17 protein-coding genes and 1 other annotated feature are annotated in these 17305 nt (G+C 37.9%); of the genes, 14 read left to right on the forward strand and 3 right to left on the reverse strand.

From position 1 onward, the window contains the following. Window positions 1-4 precede the first annotated feature (4 nt). The 4 genes from IGJ32_RS03605 (at window position 5) to ileS (ending at window position 4868) form a co-directional block, all read left to right on the forward strand. Complete coding sequence (locus IGJ32_RS03605; RefSeq protein ID WP_034686156.1) at window positions 5-274, forward strand: YggT family protein; 270 nt, start codon at window positions 5-7, stop codon at window positions 272-274. Between the two features lie 35 nt (window positions 275-309). After that, window positions 310-1092, forward strand: a complete 783-nt coding sequence (locus IGJ32_RS03610; protein ID WP_010738197.1) for an RNA-binding protein — start codon at window positions 310-312, stop codon at window positions 1090-1092. Between the two features lie 20 nt (window positions 1093-1112). Further along, window positions 1113-1817: a DivIVA domain-containing protein gene (locus tag IGJ32_RS03615; RefSeq protein WP_010719771.1), complete on the forward strand. Its 705-nt coding sequence runs from the start codon at window positions 1113-1115 to the stop codon at window positions 1815-1817. Next, window positions 1801-2018, forward strand: a binding site (T-box leader). Its footprint overlaps the gene before it by 17 nt. 57 nt (window positions 2019-2075) lie before the next feature. Next, window positions 2076-4868 carry an isoleucine--tRNA ligase gene (gene ileS / locus IGJ32_RS03620; RefSeq protein ID WP_010738196.1) on the forward strand — a complete coding sequence of 931 codons (2793 nt, stop codon included), beginning with the start codon at window positions 2076-2078 and terminating at the stop codon, window positions 4866-4868. Between the two features lie 219 nt (window positions 4869-5087). On the opposite strand, the gene zwf is transcribed toward ileS, so the two are convergent. The 3 genes from zwf to IGJ32_RS03635 all read right to left on the reverse strand — a co-directional run bounded on the left by zwf (window position 5088) and on the right by IGJ32_RS03635 (window position 7919). Beyond that, a complete protein-coding gene (gene zwf, locus IGJ32_RS03625; protein WP_010719769.1) occupies window positions 5088-6617 on the reverse strand; it encodes a glucose-6-phosphate dehydrogenase in 1530 nt (509 codons plus the stop codon). A gap of 14 nt (window positions 6618-6631) precedes the next feature. After that, window positions 6632-7279: a metal-dependent transcriptional regulator gene (locus tag IGJ32_RS03630; RefSeq protein WP_010719768.1), complete on the reverse strand. Its 648-nt coding sequence runs from the start codon at window positions 7277-7279 to the stop codon at window positions 6632-6634. A 247-nt stretch (window positions 7280-7526) separates the two neighbouring features. Further along, a complete protein-coding gene (locus tag IGJ32_RS03635) occupies window positions 7527-7919 on the reverse strand; it encodes a DUF4828 domain-containing protein (protein ID WP_096709304.1) in 393 nt (130 codons plus the stop codon). A 161-nt stretch (window positions 7920-8080) separates the two neighbouring features. On the opposite strand from IGJ32_RS03635, the gene sfsA reads away from it, so the two are divergent. The 10 genes from sfsA (at window position 8081) to IGJ32_RS03685 (ending at window position 17205) form a co-directional block, all read left to right on the forward strand. Further along, a complete protein-coding gene (sfsA, locus tag IGJ32_RS03640; protein ID WP_096709303.1) occupies window positions 8081-8809 on the forward strand; it encodes a DNA/RNA nuclease SfsA in 729 nt (242 codons plus the stop codon). Window positions 8810-8825: 16 nt separating this feature from the next. Next, on the forward strand, window positions 8826-9839 hold the full coding sequence (locus IGJ32_RS03645; protein ID WP_010738192.1) for a Gfo/Idh/MocA family protein: 1014 nt from the start codon (window positions 8826-8828) through the stop codon (window positions 9837-9839). Window position 9840: 1 nt separating this feature from the next. Beyond that, window positions 9841-11130, forward strand: a complete 1290-nt coding sequence (locus IGJ32_RS03650; protein ID WP_010719765.1) for a DEAD/DEAH box helicase — start codon at window positions 9841-9843, stop codon at window positions 11128-11130. Window positions 11131-11194: 64 nt separating this feature from the next. Further along, on the forward strand, window positions 11195-13897 hold the full coding sequence (locus tag IGJ32_RS03655) for a sigma 54-interacting transcriptional regulator (protein ID WP_034867831.1): 2703 nt from the start codon (window positions 11195-11197) through the stop codon (window positions 13895-13897). A 154-nt stretch (window positions 13898-14051) separates the two neighbouring features. Next, entirely contained in the window at window positions 14052-14369 is a 318-nt protein-coding gene (locus tag IGJ32_RS03660; protein WP_010719763.1) for a PTS sugar transporter subunit IIB, read from the forward strand. Between the two features lie 25 nt (window positions 14370-14394). Then, entirely contained in the window at window positions 14395-14715 is a 321-nt protein-coding gene (locus IGJ32_RS03665) for a PTS lactose/cellobiose transporter subunit IIA (protein ID WP_010719762.1), read from the forward strand. Window positions 14716-14839: 124 nt separating this feature from the next. Beyond that, the gene (locus tag IGJ32_RS03670; RefSeq protein ID WP_034698839.1) at window positions 14840-16297 is read left to right on the forward strand and encodes a PTS sugar transporter subunit IIC; all 1458 of its coding nucleotides are present in this window, start codon (window positions 14840-14842) and stop codon (window positions 16295-16297) included. Between the two features lie 63 nt (window positions 16298-16360). Continuing rightward, window positions 16361-16582, forward strand: a complete 222-nt coding sequence (locus IGJ32_RS03675; protein ID WP_010719760.1) for a hypothetical protein — start codon at window positions 16361-16363, stop codon at window positions 16580-16582. Window positions 16583-16609: 27 nt separating this feature from the next. After that, window positions 16610-16792: a DUF3188 domain-containing protein gene (locus IGJ32_RS03680; RefSeq protein ID WP_010719759.1), complete on the forward strand. Its 183-nt coding sequence runs from the start codon at window positions 16610-16612 to the stop codon at window positions 16790-16792. Beyond that, window positions 16792-17205, forward strand: a complete 414-nt coding sequence (locus IGJ32_RS03685) for a DUF3284 domain-containing protein (RefSeq protein ID WP_010719758.1) — start codon at window positions 16792-16794, stop codon at window positions 17203-17205. Before IGJ32_RS03680 ends, IGJ32_RS03685 begins: the two co-directional genes overlap by 1 nt. The last annotated feature ends 100 nt before the right edge of the window (window positions 17206-17305 follow it).

Below are 17305 nucleotides of genomic sequence, written 5' to 3' on the forward strand. Positions count from 1 at the left end.
CTTTATATTACTTAATCTGCTGGGACGAGCAGCCTACTTTTACAGTCTTTTGTTAATGGTTTATGCACTTTTATCCTGGTTTCCAGGAGGATATCAATCAGGGATTGGTCGCTTTTTAGCAAAAATCTGTGAACCGTATATCCAGTTATTTGATCGGCTTCCACTTCGATTTGGTGGAATTGATTTTACGATTCTAGCTGCGATCTTGATTTTAAACTTAGCAGTACAAGGTCTTCAACATATCGTTTTATGGATAGTCATGGCAATTTATTAAAACAATCAAAGGAGTAGCTGATAGGAGGGGAAAATATGGATGCTAATGTTTATCAGCATTTCCGTGCAGATGAACGTTCTTTCATCGATTCAGTAGGTGATTGGATCGAACAGGTACAAGGGCAATATGCACCTTATCTTACTGACTTTCTTGATCCAAGACAATCCTATATACTAGAGACGCTGATCCGTCAAGATAGTGAATTACACTTTTCATTTTATGGCGGTTATGAGCAAGCAGAACGGAAGCGATGTTTGATTTTTCCTGACTATTATGAGCCTACTGACGAAGATTTTGAGGTGTCACTTTATGAAATCCATTATCCGAGTAAGTTTGCTAGTTTGACTCATGGAAAAGTATTAGGTACATTGGTTGGTACAGGTATCAAACGAGCTTACTTTGGTGATATCATTTCTGATGGTGATCGCTGGCAAGTGTTCATTGCAAGAGAAGTTGAACAGTTTGTAGCAACGCAAGTAACAAAAATCGGCAAAGTCTCTGTTCGAATGGAGCCAATCAAGTATACGGAATTACTTGTGCCAAAAGATGGTTGGACACAAGAAAGAGGTACAGTGACTTCATTGAGACTAGACAGCGTGATCTCGGAGATTTATAATATTTCCAGACAGCGTTCGAAGCAGCTGATTGAGTCTGGAAAAGTAAAAGTAAATTGGACAGAAAATACACGCCCTGATTTTTTACTTGAGTTATTAGATATCGTTTCGATCAGAGGATTTGGTCGAATCCAAATTCAAGAACTTGAAGGAAAAACTAAAAAAGAAAAATACAGGGTATTATTTGGTGTATTACGTAAATAAAACAAAAAGGTGGTTTACACATGGCTTTAACTCCATTAGATATCCAAAACAAAACATTCCCCACAAAAATGCGGGGATACAATCAAGACGAAGTAGATGATTTCTTAGATTTAGTTGTTCGTGACTATGAAGAAATCACGCAACGAAACCGTGAACTTGAAAAAGCAGTGAAACATTCAGAAGAAAAATTAGAATATTTCAATGAACTAAAAGATGCATTGAATCAGTCAATCATCGTGGCACAAGACACAGCGGATAAAGTTAAAACAAGTGCAAGTAAAGAGTCCGAAGTAATCGTGACATCTGCTCAAAACAAAGCGGATGAATTAGTGGCTACGGCTGAAAAACGTGCGCACCAATTAACGACAGATGCGGAAGAAAAAGCAAGACAAATCCTAACAGATGCAACTGAAAAAGCAAAACAGCTAGCAGTTGAAACAGAAGACTTAAAGAAAAAAACACGAGTTTTCCACCAACGAATCAGCTTGATGTTAGAATCTCAATTAGAACAAGTAAAAAGTCCAGAATGGGATGAAATTTTACAACCTTTCTCAAGCTATGTGTCAGATAGTCATGAAGTGATCAAAGAAGTTTTAGCAAAACAACTTGACAATGAAAATCAAACTGATGTAAACTCAGACACAGGAATCATGGAAGCACCAATGACTGCATTTGATACACAGGCGATCGATATTTCGATCATTCCTGGTGATGACGAAGAGTAGAACAGAAAAGCATTTTGTCATTCTTTTCAGCGAGCCGATGATAGTGGAAGTTCGGCAAGACCCTGCAAAGTGAAAGATCCTCTACGAAAATTGTTTCTGAAATAGGAGTAAGAAACAACGGTTGACCTCGTTATTGGTTTTTAAGAGTTACATGATCATGTAACTGAATTTGGGTGGTACCACGGCATGTTCGTCCCTTTGGATGAACATGCTTTTTTGTGTTCTTTAAAATGATGAAAGAAGGAGCGTAACTGGTTTATGAAAATGAAAGAAACCTTACAACTAGGTAAAACAAAATTCCCAATGCGTGGTAATTTGCCTAATCGTGAAGCGGATTGGCAAAAAGAATGGGAAGAAAATAAAATTTATCAAAAAAGACAAGAATTAAATGAAGGAAAGCCAAGTTTCATCTTACATGATGGACCTCCTTATGCAAATGGAAATATCCATTTAGGACATTCATTAAATAAAATCAGTAAAGATATCATTATCCGTTCAAAATCAATGTCAGGATTTCGTGCACCTTATGTTCCAGGTTGGGATACTCACGGTTTACCGATTGAACAAGTATTAGCCAATAAAGGGATCAAACGAAAAGAAATGACAATGTCAGAGTACTTAGAAAAATGTCGTGAATATGCCCTTTCACAAGTCGACAAACAACGAGAAGATTTCAAACGACTAGGAGTGGCAGGCGATTGGGAGCATCCATATGTCACGTTGGATCCTTCTTACGAAGCGGCACAAATCCGTGTTTTCGGTAAAATGGCTGAAAAAGGCTATATCTATAAAGGATTGAAACCAATCTATTGGTCTCCGTCAAGTGAATCTTCACTTGCTGAAGCAGAAATCGAATATAAAGATGTGAAGTCTCCTTCTATCTTTGTGGCTTTCAATGTGAAAGATGGCAAAGGGTTGTTAGATGAAGATACAGCTTTCGTTATTTGGACAACTACGCCATGGACATTACCAGCAAACCAAGGGATTGCAGTAAATCCAACTTATACGTACGTTTTAATCGAAGCAGATGGACGTAAATTTGTCGTTGCAAAAGATTTATTAGAAAAAGTTCAAACTGAAATCGGTTGGTCTGATGTTCAGGTGTTGAAAGAGATTGCTGGTCAGGAAATGGAATACATGACTGCTTGGCATCCGTTTTATGAGCGGGAATCATTAGTTATCTTAGGTGACCATGTAACTTTAGACGCTGGTACTGGATTAGTCCATACAGCACCAGGTCACGGGGAAGATGACTATATTGCAGGAAACAGATATAAATTGCCAGTAGTTTCTCCAGTAGATTCAAAAGGGGTTTATACAGAAGAAGCACCAGGATTTGAAGGGGTCTTTTACGACAAAGCGAATCCAATGATTACTGATTTGTTACAAGAAAAAGGTGCTTTATTAAAACTTGACTTCTTTACGCATAGTTATCCTCATGACTGGCGTACGAAAAAACCTGTGATTTATCGTGCTACACCACAATGGTTTGCATCAATCGACGATTTCCGACAAAATATTTTAGAGGAAGTAGAGAAAGTAGATTGGATCATTCCTTGGGGGAAAACACGTCTTTATAATATGATCCGTGATCGTGGCGACTGGGTTATTTCACGTCAACGTGCATGGGGTGTGCCATTGCCAATCTTTTACGCTGAAAATGGGGAAGCAATCATTACGCCGGAAACGATTGAACACGTAGCGCAATTATTTGCTGAACATGGTTCAATCATTTGGTTTGAAAAAGAAGCGAAAGATCTTCTTCCAGAAGGCTTTACGCATCCAGGATCACCGAATGGACAGTTTACGAAAGAGACAGATATCATGGATGTTTGGTTTGATTCAGGTTCTTCTCACGAAGCAGTCTTGCGTCAACGTCCAGAACTATCATTCCCAGCTGATATGTATCTAGAAGGTTCTGATCAATACCGCGGCTGGTTCAATTCAAGTATTACTACAAGTGTGGCAATCAATGGGGTTGCACCGTATAAATCTGTCCTTTCTCAAGGGTTCACTCTGGATGGCGAAGGGCGTAAGATGAGTAAGTCGTTAGGTAACACGATCTTGCCAGATAAAGTGATCAAACAATTTGGTGCGGATATCTTACGTTTGTGGGTAGCTAGTGTGGATTATGAAGCAGATGTACGTGTATCCATGGATATTTTAAGTCAAGTAGCAGAAGTTTACCGCAAAATCAGAAATACGATGCGCTTCTTGATTGCAAATACTGAAGACTTCGATCCACAAAAAGATACGATTTCATTTGAAGAATTACGCTCTGTAGATAAATATATGACTATCCGATTGAACGAAGTGATTAAAGAAATTCGTGAAGAAGGATATGAGAAATATAACTTCATGCACATCTATCGTACCGTAATGAACTTTTTAACAGTAGATCTATCTGCGTTTTATCTGGATTTTGCTAAAGATGTTGTTTATATCGAATCAGAAAATGATTACCAACGCCGTTGCATGCAAACTGTGTTTTATCAAACAGCAGTAGCTTTAACAAAATTATTAACACCGATTATTCCACATACTGCAGAAGAAATTTGGTCTTTCTTAAAAGAAGAAGAAGAGTTTGTTCAATTAAGTGAACTTCCAGGTTACCAAGAGTATCCAAATCAAGAAGAATTGATGGATACTTGGGCAGCATTTATGGACTTCCGTGATAAAGTGTTAAAAGCTTTAGAAGAAGCACGAAACAATAAATTGATCGGTAAATCTTTGGAAGCGAAGTTGACGATCTATCCAAATGAACAAGTTCGTGGATTGCTGACAGCTGTGGATGCGGATATTCCACAATTGTTGATCGTGTCACCAGATTACTATGAAGTGATGTCAGCTAACGCAGAAGTACCAGAAGCTGCGGTGAAATTTGATGACGTAGCCATTTTAGTAGAAAAAGCTGACGGACAAACATGCGATCGTTGTCGTCAAATCCGCAAAGACGTAGGCGTTGATGAAAAATTACCACACTTATGTGGACGCTGTGCGCACATCGTTGAAGAAAACTATCCAGAAGCAGTGGCAGAAGGATTTGAATAAAAATTTGGTCATGTTTGGTGACTAAAGGAAAGTTATCTAAAAAACATCAAAGTTAGTAAGAATTACTAGCTTTGATGTTTTTCGTTTTAATAGAGTGATTTCATTATCCATATAGAGCCGAGAGGAGCCAAAAAGTCTGGGATATTAATCAGAACATAACTGATTAATATCCCAGACTCTTAATGTTAGTAAATTTTTACTTTTAAACGTTACACACAGCTAGTCTTCTAGCTTTCCACGATCACGGTACCAGCCATCTGGTTGCCAGATCCATTCAAACCCATCTTTTTCCAGCAATTCAAATGCAGCTTCTGGTCCCATTGTTCCAGCTTTATAATTAGGGAAGTCAGGTTCCACTTGATCCCAAGCTTTACGAATGACATCGACGATATGCCAAGATTGAGCAACTTCTTCCCAATGTGAAAAGTTTGTACCATCACCTTTTAAAGCATCTAAAAGCAGCTTCTCATAAGCTTCAGGACTGTTTTCAACCATTTCAGCGCTATTGCGGTACTCTAATCTTCTAAATTCAGTGTTAAACCCTTGTCCAACCTCTTTTCCATTTAATGTTAAAGAGAAACCTTCCGTTGGTTGGATATAAATCGTTAAAACATTTGGTGGTAATGTCCTATCTTCACAAGGTTCATCTTCGACCGAAGTTTTAAAAACATTGACTGGGACTTGTTTAAAGACGATATTGATCCGAGTTCCTTTTTCTGTCAAACGTTTCCCAGTGCGCACATAAAAGGGAACACCTGACCAGCGGAAATTGTCAATGACAAACTTCCCAGCTACAAAAGTTTCGGTAGTAGATTCAGGATCTACTTTATCTTCTTCACGATAGCCTTTAAATGTATTACCATCTAACTCACCAGGTGCATATTGCCCACGGATAAAGTTTTTTAATGCTTCAGATTTTTCATAGATTCGCACAGCTTTCAGTGCCTTGATTTTTTCTGCACGAATTTCTTTTTCAGAAAAGGCGACAGGAGGTTCCATCGCTAAAAGTGCTAGTACTTGTAGAATGTGGTTTTGGACCATATCTTTTAAAGCACCACTGTGATCATAGTAGCCACCACGATCTTCAACACCTAAAGCTTCACCGAATGTAATCTGAATATTATCGATATAGCGATTGTTCCATTGTGATTCAAAAATGTTATTAGCAAAACGAATTGCTGAGATATTTTGGATCATTTCTTTACCTAAATAATGATCAATCCTAAAAATATCTTGTTCAGGGAAGACTTGACGGATCTTTTCATTCAGCTCGAATGCAGATTGATAATCTGAACCAAATGGTTTTTCGATGATCAAGCGATTATAACCATTTTCAGTAACGATATGTTGCGATTTAAGATGAGAAACGATCGTACCGAAAAATTCTGGAGACATGGCTAAATAATAGATGCGATTGCCAGCTAATTGGTAGGTTTCATCTAAGCGGTCAGCTAGGTCTTTTAAAGTATTGTAGTGGGTAGAATCATTTACATCATGTGATTGATAGTAGAAATGACTAGCAAATTCTTTTGCTTCTTCTTCAGTCGGATTCAAGGACTGGATCGTCGAAGCGACCACTTCACGATAATGTTCATCGCTCCAAGGTCTACGAGCAGTACCGATTACTGCAAAATGTTTTCCTAGATTTCCTTTTTTATAAAGGCGGAACAAGGAAGGATACAATTTGCGTTGTGCTAAATCACCTGTACCACCAAAGATTGTAAATAAGACATTTTTTTCATTAGCCATATGGGTGTACTCCTTTATAATTTGTCGACAAAAATCGTACTGGCTGCTTTAAAGCTGACAGGGATTTTCTTTTGTTGATTTTGGATTGTGATCGGTCCTTCATAAGCGGCAACATCTACAATCTCATATTCTTCATCAATGTTTAAGTCAATCGTCACAAGATAGTCCAATAGTTCTTTTTCATCCAACACTCGAGCGATGCGAACTTTAGAACCAACTGGATAAGACTCTAATGTTTGTCTACGTTCTTCATGAACCACTTGTTCTTTTTTAGGAATAATTCCACCATGTGGACAGTGCATAGGATGATTCAAATAGTCTTCTAAATGGTCAGCAAGTTGTTCTGAAGTCACATGTTCCAACACCTCAGCATCATCATGGACTTCGTTCCAGCTATAATCTAAATGTTCGACTAAAAAAACTTCCCATAAACGATGTTTGCGAATCAAACTACTTGCCTTTTGTAAGCCAGTCTCCGTAAGTTGAACTCCTTGATAAGGAGAATGCTCAACGAGTTGTTCTTTCACAAGTTTGGAAATCATTTCGCTAACAGAAGCTGGGGACACAGCAAGACTGGAAACGATTTGTTTATTATTTACTTTTGTCGTGTCTCCGCCTAATTCCAAAATGATTTTCAAGTAATCTTCTCGATTTGGTGTCATGTTTAATCATCCTTTCATGGTATGAAACCATCATTAGTAAGTTTATCAAAAAAAACATCAAATGACTATTTTTCTAGACAAAAAACGTAAAATAAACGAAGAAATACAGAAAGGTAAATCAATGATGAAGGGAATGAAAAGAGTTTGGGATATAGGACTTGCTCTAAAAGTCGTTCAAGAAGTGGCTCTATCAAAAATAAGCCGAAGAATTCCAAAAACAGGAGGAGATTTTTGGAAATTCTTCGACTTATTTCTCAGAGTTAGCCGCTCTTGTCACACCCTCTTTTGAGGAACTATTTTGTTTTGTCAACGTATAAGAAGTATCGGATGATTCATCATAAAAGGTCGTATCACTGTATGATAGGATCAAATAAAAACCATATTGATCTCGCAAGACGAGTTGCTGTGGAGTTAGTTCGACCAATTCAGTTACTAAGGAGTGACCGTTGATAGATAAATCAAACGTTTCTGTGACCAGTAGTTGTTGTTTTTGTTGATTTTTATCTATAAAGATCCAGGTTCCATGATATTGCGTTGGATCAAAGTCTTTGGTGGTTGGCTGTTTCTTTTTCAGAAAGAATTTTCCAAATAAAATAGCAAAAAATGCAAGGATTCCATAAAGTGTTTTTTTACGTATCATACGATTGTCACTCCTAACCTCTTTTAATTCCAACGATCATTTTCTGTCAGTTTCATTGTACCTAAAAAAAATAAAGATTTCTCTAGGACTTTCGACTGGTTTTTCAAGAGTTTTTTGTGAAATTATGGTAGGATACATAGTAGGAAGAAAGGTGACCGTTTTTGAAGTACCAGCAAGTAGAAATCGCTTTTTTTATTGAACGACCGAATCGTTTCATCGCTCATTGCTTGAACCAACAAGGAGAAGTGATCGTAGTCCATGTGAAAAACACTGGAAGAGGTAAAGAAGTCCTGCTCCCAGGAGCGAAAGTAGCGGTTGCATATACACCTAGTTTAAAACGGAAAACAGATTATGATTTAATTGCTGTGAAAAAAGGGGATAACTGGTTCAATATCGATAGTCAACTTCCCAACCGTTTGGCATTAGAAGGAATTTTATCTGGAACAATCCAGTTGCCATCGTTGATCGGAAAAATCGTTAAGTTCAAGCGTGAAGTCCGCTATCGACAGTCCATATTTGATATTTATTTAGAAACAGATTCAGGACAAAAAGTGTTCGTCGAAGTAAAGGGAATGACTTTAGAAAATAAAGGAATTGGGGCGTTTCCTGATGCGCCAACGTTACGAGGTTTAAAACATGTGAAAGAATTAGTGGAAGCGCGACAGGAAGGCTATGAAACTTACGTGTTGTTTATCGCACAGTTTGAACACCTTCATCTGGCAACAATCAACGAAGCAATGCAACCGGAGTTAGCCAATATCATACGCTACGGACAGTTAAACGGCGTGAATGTTTTAGCCTATAATTGTCAGGTAACAGCGGATTGTGTCAATTTGAAACAAGCCATACCATTTGATGTAGAGGCATCGTTTGAAGACCCGAATAAATAGAAAGAAGGTAAATGAAATGATCAATTTAGGAATTATTGGTACCAACTGGATCACCCATCAATTTGTGCAAGCAGCATTAAGCACGAAACAATATGAATTAACAGCAGTTTATTCGAGACATTTAGAAAAAGCACAAGAATTTGGCGCCAAGTATGAGGGAGATATTGCCTATGCGACAGATTTAGAAACTTTTTTTGGTCTGGAACATCTTGATACGGTATACATTGCTTCACCTAACAGCCTGCATTTTCAACAAGCAAAACAAGGCATTTTAGCAGGGAAAAATGTCATTGTTGAAAAACCGGCATTTAGTACGCCTAAAGAAATGGATGAGATCATTCATCTAGCGAATGAGAAAAATGTTTATTTTTTTGAAGCTGCACGAAACATCCATGAAGCAGGATTCAAAAAAATTGCTGACTATCTTCCATTGAAAGATGAGATCCTCGGTGCCAACTTTAGTTATATGAAATATTCTTCTCGTTACGATCAAGTACTAGCAGGAGAAGTACCAAATATTTTCTCTACCCGTTTTTCTGGTGGTGCGCTGATGGATCTGGGCGTTTATCTCGTTTATGCTACGATAGGATGGTTTGGGATGCCTTCAGAAGTTCACTATTTCCCACGGAAAATCTCAACTGGTGTTGATGGATTAGGTTGGGGGATCTTGCGTTATGAGACCTTTGATGTCACGATTCAACCTGGTAAAATCGGGGATTCTTACTTACCTTCAGAAATCTACTTTAATTCAGGAACATTAGTCATGAATGGGGTCAATGCGATTGAAAAAGCAGAGTTCCATGATCGAGAACATCAGGAAATTGATGCATTAGCAATTACCGCAGCTGAAAATCCCATGGCAGAAGAGGCAGCTGATTTTGCCAATGTGATCAATCATCCAAACGATCCAGCTTGGGGATTACGATATGAAGAATGGATCGAACTTGCTCGCAATGTGAACCAAGTAGTTTACGATCTTAGAATAAATGGTGGCATCAAATTTGATGCCGATAATGAGGACGATTTTTAAAATGAATGAATTTGTAAAAAACTTTCCACAAGCTTGGCAAGAAAAATGGCAGGAAAAGGGATTTCAAACACCCTCTCTGATCCAACAGGCTGCTTTTCAACCGCTTAAAGAAAAAGAATCAATTATTGGTATTTCACCAACCGGCTCAGGCAAAACATTAGCTTATCTTTTACCTTTGCTGCTGAATGTCCCTAAAGAGGGGGGAAGTACTTTACTAATCCTTGTTTCTTCGCAAGAATTAGCAATTCAAGTCGCAGAAGTGGCTCGTGAGTGGTCAAAAGGATTGGCATTAAAAGTCCAATCACTTGTGGGCGGAGCTAACGTCAAAAGGCAGATCGAAGGTTTGAAAAAACGACCAGAAGTCTTAGTAGGGACTCCTGGACGGGTGCTGGAATTGATGAAGACCAAAAAATTAAAAGCTCATCAGTTGCAAACGATTGTTTTTGATGAAGCAGATCAATTGTTTGATGAGGGGAATCGTTCATTAGTGGAACAAATTTTGCGACAAGCCCCTGTGGACTATCAATTAGTATTCTTCTCAGCAACAGCTGATCGCTCAATCAGTAAAATTGAAGAAATCACAAAGGCTTCCATCCCAGTTGTTGATGTCACAAAAGACGATGATTCTAGAAAAGGTCAGCAACATTACTATTTAAGGATACCACCTCGTAAAAAAGAAGAGTATTTGAGACGGCTTGCTTATGTCACAGATTTTCATGGACTAGTCTTTTTCAACCAACTCAATGAATTAGGGACAATGGAAGAAAAATTACAATTTCGTGGTGTTTCAGTTGGCAGCTTAGCTTCCGATCAAAATAAATTGTTACGTAAAGCAGCACTTGATCAATTCAAGAATAAAAAAATCACGATGTTGTTCACGACTGACGTAGCAGCCAGAGGATTAGATATCGAACAATTACCTTATGTTGTGAATGCCGAAATTCCCTTAACGGAAGAAGCTTACTTGCATCGTTCAGGGCGAACCGGACGGATGGGGAAAGACGGAACCGTGATCACGTTCGTGCAAGATCATACAGTTAAAGAGTTGAAAAAATTAACACGTCATATGGCGATTGATATGGAAGAGATTTTTCTTCATGGTGGACAATTAGTCAAAGAATTGCCACAAAAAGAACTCTCACAAAAAGAAGAAGTCAATGACAAAAACACAAAAAAAACTGCTCCATTTGGTCCTTCGAAAAAAGAACAAGTTGAAAAAAATAGTACGCCAAAGAAAAAGCTTAAAAACAAACAAAAAAAGCAGAAAAATAAAGGAGCAAGGCGCAAATAAGCGCCTTTTTGTGTTATTATATTGAAAACGCAATCAGCGTTATTTGAGGATAGTGGGGGATTGTATGAACGAAAGACAAGAAGAAATATTGGATCTATTGCATGAGAAACAGCAAGGATTGACGGCAAGTGATGTGGCAAAACATCTAAAAATCGATCGAAGTAATGCAAGTCGATATCTCAGCGATCTCTATAAAGACCGCTATATTATCAAAAGTTCCGGCAGACCAGTCGTCTATTCATTGCCTCCGCAAAAAACAGCCTCTGACAAAGTTCACGTTGATGCATCGACCCAAGTGACGTTTGATACACTAGTTGGTGAAAATGATTCTTTGAAAGTAAGCATCCAGCAAGCTAAGGCAGCCATATTATATCCTCCTCGAGGATTGCATACAATCATTTTTGGTGAGACAGGAACGGGTAAATCGATGTTTGCAGAATGTATGTATCATTTTGCGATTGATTCTGAAATGCTCTCAGAAGATGCACCTTTTGTTTCATTTAACTGTGCGGATTATGCGCAGAATCCACAGTTACTGTTTGGACATATTTTTGGAATCAAAAAAGGAGCTTATACTGGGGCATCGCAAGATAGTCAAGGGTTGATTGCGAAAGCGAATGGTGGGATCTTGTTTCTTGATGAAATTCATCGTTTACCACCAGAAGGACAAGAAATGTTGTTTACTTTTATTGATAAAGGGGTCTATCGTCCGTTGGGAGAAAGCGCCCACGTCCATGAAGCATCTGTTCAGATCATTGGAGCAACCACCGAGTCATCCGAAAGTTTTTTGACAACCTTTAATCGCCGAATTCCTATGGCAATCACATTACCAAATCTGGCTTCTCGTTCATTAGATGAACGTTATGAAATCATTTCTTTATTTATCAAACAAGAGGCCAATCGTTTGAATCAACGTATTGATATCGAAAAAGAAGCCATTTTGGCATTTATGCTTTATGATGCAGAAGGAAATATCGGACAAGTCAAGCGTGATTTGAAATTAGTGTGTGCGAAGTCATTTTTACATTATCGGACACATAATGAAGAAAAACTGATTATTCGTAAAGAAGAACTGTCTCTCCAAGTACAAAAAGGGTTATTGAAAATCAAAGAAGTACCTGAACGTTTGGATCGCTTTATGGATAGTAAGAGTCAATACCTGACTTTTGAGCCTGGTTTTGCTGATGTTGTTTGGTCACAAGATCCAGAACGAAACATGCAGGTCTATAATGATATCGAAGAAAAAATGCTTTCTTTATCAGAAACGGGTGTCGAAAGTATTGATTTAGAAACTTTGATCTCGAAAGATGTGGATGCTTATTTCCAAACTTATGTCAAAGAGTTGACAAAGAGTACGATTCCAAAAGATCTGTTGCCAGATGACATTTGGCGGTTAACCAACGAGTTATACGATGTTGCAGAAGCTAGGTTGGATCGAATCTACAATGAAAAAGCTCGATTTGCCTTTGCCCTTCATTTGCAAAGTACATTGGATCGGGTCAAAGAAGGACACATGATTGTTCATCCTGATCTCAACAACGTACGCAAAAATTTTAAAAAGGAATTTCAAGTAGCCATTGATTTATCTACGATCATTGAAGAAGAACAACAAATTGAAATTCCGTTTGACGAAATTGGTTTTATCAGTATGTTTCTTTCCATTAATCTTGGCGAAAGTGAACCAGTAAAAGAAAATAAAGTTGAGGTCTTAGTTTTGATGCACGGCAGACAAACCGCCTCAAGTATGTTGGAAATGGCGCAAGAATTATTAGGAACGAAATTAGGTACAGCATTTAATATGCCGTTAGCCATGGAAGTCCAAACGATGTATGAAGAAGTGCTGGCTTATGTTCAAAATCGTCAGGCAAGTCTGACGAATGGATTGATCTTACTGACGGATATGGGTTCTTTAAATACCTTTGGTGACTTGATTTTTGAAGAGACTGGAATCAAAACGAAAGCAATTACAATGAGTAGTACGATGATCGTGATTGAGGCATTACGGATGGCGAATGTTGGTCGGAGCTTGGAAGATATCTATCAAAGTATCCAGATATCCTTTGAAACGATCGTCAAGGACCAATTCAAAGAAGAACAAACTGAGACCTATGAACGTAAAAAAGCGGTGATCGTTACTTGTTTTACTGGGGAAGGTGTAGCAGCTAAATTATACCAGCGGATTGTTCCTGTAATCGACCAGAAAAAGGTCGAAGTGATCCAAATGCAGTTTTTAGAACGAGAATCATTTAAGCGACACATTGATGCATTATTAGAAGAATATGAGATCAAAGCCATTGCGGGCACGGTAGATGTGGATTACCAAAATATTCCGTTTTTCTCAGCGTATGATGTCTTCAACGATGAGAAATTGAATATGCTCAAGCGGATCGCTGATGATGAAGTTCCAACTGCCAAAATCGTTGATTCATTAAAAGATTCTTTAAATTCGATTTCTTCGGTAGAGCTTTTGATCCATTCTTTACAAAAAAACATCCAGCAAATCCAAACGGATCTCTCAATTATAGTAGAGCCAGGAGTAGATATTGGGATCGTGATTCATTTAGCCTTTTTACTAGATGGACTGATCAAGCATGAGAAGACCCGAGAATTTGAGAATCTGTCTACTTTCTCAAAAATTTATCGTTTAGAAATGGACATCGTTCGAACGAATCTTATTGGATTGGAACGGAAATATCAGGTGAATATCCCAGAAAATGAGATTGCCTTCTTAACGCAAATGTTTATTGAAAATAAAATTAAAAAATAAAACACACTAATCTATTTTTTTACACAGATATCACCAGTGTGCGCACAGAAAAGAAGGACCAAAGGCTATGAAAACGCTATTTTGGTTCTTTTTTTGTTTGGCATGCTTCTTGCATTATAAAAATGTGTAAAACAAATTAAAAGGAGTGGAGAAAATGGCGAAAAAAACGATTATGTTAGTATGCTCTGCGGGGATGAGTACAAGTTTGCTAGTTACGAAAATGCAAAAAGCTGCAGAAGAAAAAGGAATGGAGGCAGATATTTTTGCTGTTTCAGCTTCAGATGCTGATAATAATCTTGAAGCAAAAAATGTCGATGTCTTACTTTTAGGACCTCAAGTCCGGTTTATGAAAGCTCAATTTGAGCAAAAATTAGCACCGAAAGGGATTCCGCTAGATGTAATCAATATGCAAGATTACGGCATGATGAATGGTGCAAAAGTACTAGAACAAGCCGAAAATTTGATGCAATAAATCTATAGGAAATGGAGGAAAAAATGTGGAAGATCAACAAAATCTCGAAGCCATCATGGGACTCATCATGTTTGGTGGTAATGCCAAGAGCGATGCAATGGAAGCGATTTCTGCGGCTAAAAAAGGTAATTTCGAGTTAGCGGATCAAAAAATAATGGATGCAAAGGAATCATTAGTCCAAGCCCATCATTCACAGACGCAAATGTTGACACAAGAAGCACAAGGAAACCATGTTCAGGTCACGTTATTGACCGTACACAGTCAAGACCATTTAATGACGTCGATTGCTTTTACTGATTTAGCAGAAGAACTTATTGAACTTTACCGAAGAATCAATGTCGAATAAAGACAGATGAACGAAAATAGAACCTTCTTTTTTGAACGGAAGAAGAAAAAATTTTGAACGGATTTTTTTAATTTGGTATGAGGAAGCAATTCTTTATATAAACAACTTATAGGAGGATATAAAAATGAACGGATTAACAAGTTGGATGGAGAAATACATCCTTCCGGTTGCCGCAAAAATTGGCGCGCAGAAACATTTAGTTGCTTTGCGTGACGCTTTTATCGGTACTTTACCTGCAACAATGGCGGGATCAGTCGCTGTAATGATCAATGCAATTATTCGAGATTTACCACAGCAATTTAATAGTACGTATGCAGATAGTTTAGCAGCGGACAAAGGAATTTTTGCAGTATTAAATGTTATTATTGGAATTAATGGATTTGTATGGAATGGAACTTTAGCAATTGCCGGCTTGATTTTTGCCTTTTCTTGGGGATACAATCTTGCGAGAGCTTATGGGGTCAATGACCTAGCCGGAGGGATCGTTGGTCTGGCAACTTTGATCCAAGGAATTTCTTTTGGTCCTTCATTGTCAGCCGCTTTGAACGTGAATGTTCCTCAAAATATCGTTGATGCCATCAATGGAACAGAATTAGGGGCAACGATCGCGGATGGAAATTTATCTGTTGGTCTTTGGGGTTGGCTAAAACTTGATCATTTAAATGGAAACTCTTATTTCACAGTCATGATCATGGGTGCTATTTCTGTCATTATTTTCTGTAAATTAATGTTAGCCAACATTACGATCAAAATGCCAGATTCTGTACCACCAGCAGTATCGAAGGCTTTTGCCGCAATTCTGCCAGCAACGATCGCTTTATATGTCATTGCTATTATTAATTATATCGTTGGCCGTATCGCTGACGGACAATTGATCATTGATTTAGTTCAAAAATATATCGCTGAACCTTTCTTGGGATTATCTCAAGGGATCGGTGCTGTTTTGATCGTTACGGTCTTTGTTCAGATCTTCTGGTTCTTTGGTATTCATGGACCAAACGTGTTAGCTCCAGTTTTAGAAGGAATTTGGGGTCAAGCACAATTGATCAATATCGATATTTTCCAAAAAGGTTACAATGGCAAAACAGGAACACCTGCAGTCTTAGATGCAATTGAAGATGGTAAGGCTTATATGTGGGTTCGTGGATCCTTTGATGCCTTCGCTTGGTTCGGGGGTTCTGGTGGTACGATCGTTCTATTGATTGCTATTTTACTCCTTTCTAAACGTGCCGATTATTTGACAGTTGCTAAATTGTCGATCGGACCTGGTATTTTCAATATCAATGAACCAGTTATGTTTGGTTTACCGATTGTATTGAACGCTATCATGTTCATCCCATTCTTATTAGCACCTGTTGTTGCAACAGCTATAGGTTGGGGAGCAACTTACTTTGGTTTGGTCGCCCCAGTATCGCAGTCAGTCGTGTGGGTTGTTCCACCATTCTTACTCTCGTTCCTAGCTACCGGAGCAGACTGGCGTGCGCCAATCGTGACATTAGTATGTATGATCGTTACTTTCTTGATCTGGGCACCGTTCGTTATCTCAGCGAATAAGATGGATCCAGCAGCAGGCGAACAATAAAAATCAATGAGCAGAAGCATTTTTTGCTTCTGCTCTCTAAACAATAATCTAGGAGGAACTAAAATGATTTCAATCGCAAGTGCCATGCAACAAGATGCTATCAAAGAGTTATTAGAAGGTTACAATGAAGATGGCTTTTCATATACATTTAAAGAAAAACAAGGGATCAAATTGTTTTTTGAGACGAGCGCACAAGATAAAGAAGCAGCAGCACAAAAAGCAAAAGCATTAATCAAAGCACAACCATGGGGCACTGTTTTATATTTTCAAGCAACAGCAGTTTAACTGGTTGTAAGATAGGAAGGGTTCAAAATGATGAAAAACGGCTTATTTTTATGTAGTATTGGTTCACTGATCGTATTGTATTGTTTAAATCCTAGTTCGCAAAACTATGATTTGTATAGTATGGCTACAGGACTATTTCTGGCAGGTTTAGGTATACATTTCTTTTTAAAAGGGAAAAAAAGAGAAGAAGCAAAGGGGAAAAATAGCTAATGGAAATCGTTAAAACTTTAAATATTCCAGCATCCTTTTTCTATGATAAAGTGATGGACTCTGTCCTTTTTGATGTACGTAAAGCGACTGGAAAATCGGTTACTCGTAAACAACTTAAAAACCTTGAATACGTCAAACAATTCTCACAAAATAGCCGCGCTCGCATCAAGATCGAGGAAGTTATTGAAAATCAGTCGTATAAATTTCGAACATCTACCACAAAAAATGATTATGTCGTCCATTATCAAATCAAAGCGTTAGATGATAAAACCTGCGAAGTACGTTATACGGAACAAATGCAATCATATGGGATGCTACAAAAATTGAATGATATGATTTTAGGAACGATGTTGATGTATTTTAAAAAACGTCGCTTCAAAAAAATGTTAGTAATGATCGAAGAAACATACTAGTAAAAAACTAATTGTGGCAAGAAGCAGTTGATTCAGCTAAATAGTGATTTATTGAAATAACATTTTTATTTTGATAAAGTGACTATGGTTGGATCACTGA

Source organism: Enterococcus sp. DIV1639a (genome assembly GCF_050530445.1).
Taxonomy (GTDB): domain Bacteria; phylum Bacillota; class Bacilli; order Lactobacillales; family Enterococcaceae; genus Enterococcus_B; species Enterococcus_B hirae.

Excerpts from the sequence above, each read along its gene's own strand:
- IGJ32_RS03610 (WP_010738197.1), top strand. The coding sequence starts at position 310 with ATGGATGCTAATGTTTATCAGCATTTCCGTGCAGATGAACGTTCTTTC.
- IGJ32_RS03615 (WP_010719771.1), top strand. The coding sequence starts at position 1,113 with ATGGCTTTAACTCCATTAGATATCCAAAACAAAACATTCCCCACAAAA.
- ileS (WP_010738196.1), top strand. The coding sequence starts at position 2,076 with ATGAAAATGAAAGAAACCTTACAACTAGGTAAAACAAAATTCCCAATG.
- zwf (WP_010719769.1), bottom strand. The coding sequence starts at position 6,617 with ATGGCTAATGAAAAAAATGTCTTATTTACAATCTTTGGTGGTACAGGT.
- IGJ32_RS03630 (WP_010719768.1), bottom strand. The coding sequence starts at position 7,279 with ATGACACCAAATCGAGAAGATTACTTGAAAATCATTTTGGAATTAGGC.
- IGJ32_RS03635 (WP_096709304.1), bottom strand. The coding sequence starts at position 7,919 with ATGATACGTAAAAAAACACTTTATGGAATCCTTGCATTTTTTGCTATT.
- IGJ32_RS03645 (WP_010738192.1), top strand. The coding sequence starts at position 8,826 with ATGATCAATTTAGGAATTATTGGTACCAACTGGATCACCCATCAATTT.
- IGJ32_RS03650 (WP_010719765.1), top strand. The coding sequence starts at position 9,841 with ATGAATGAATTTGTAAAAAACTTTCCACAAGCTTGGCAAGAAAAATGG.
- IGJ32_RS03655 (WP_034867831.1), top strand. The coding sequence starts at position 11,195 with ATGAACGAAAGACAAGAAGAAATATTGGATCTATTGCATGAGAAACAG.
- IGJ32_RS03660 (WP_010719763.1), top strand. The coding sequence starts at position 14,052 with ATGGCGAAAAAAACGATTATGTTAGTATGCTCTGCGGGGATGAGTACA.
- IGJ32_RS03670 (WP_034698839.1), top strand. The coding sequence starts at position 14,840 with ATGAACGGATTAACAAGTTGGATGGAGAAATACATCCTTCCGGTTGCC.
- IGJ32_RS03675 (WP_010719760.1), top strand. The coding sequence starts at position 16,361 with ATGATTTCAATCGCAAGTGCCATGCAACAAGATGCTATCAAAGAGTTA.
- IGJ32_RS03680 (WP_010719759.1), top strand. The coding sequence starts at position 16,610 with ATGATGAAAAACGGCTTATTTTTATGTAGTATTGGTTCACTGATCGTA.
- IGJ32_RS03685 (WP_010719758.1), top strand. The coding sequence starts at position 16,792 with ATGGAAATCGTTAAAACTTTAAATATTCCAGCATCCTTTTTCTATGAT.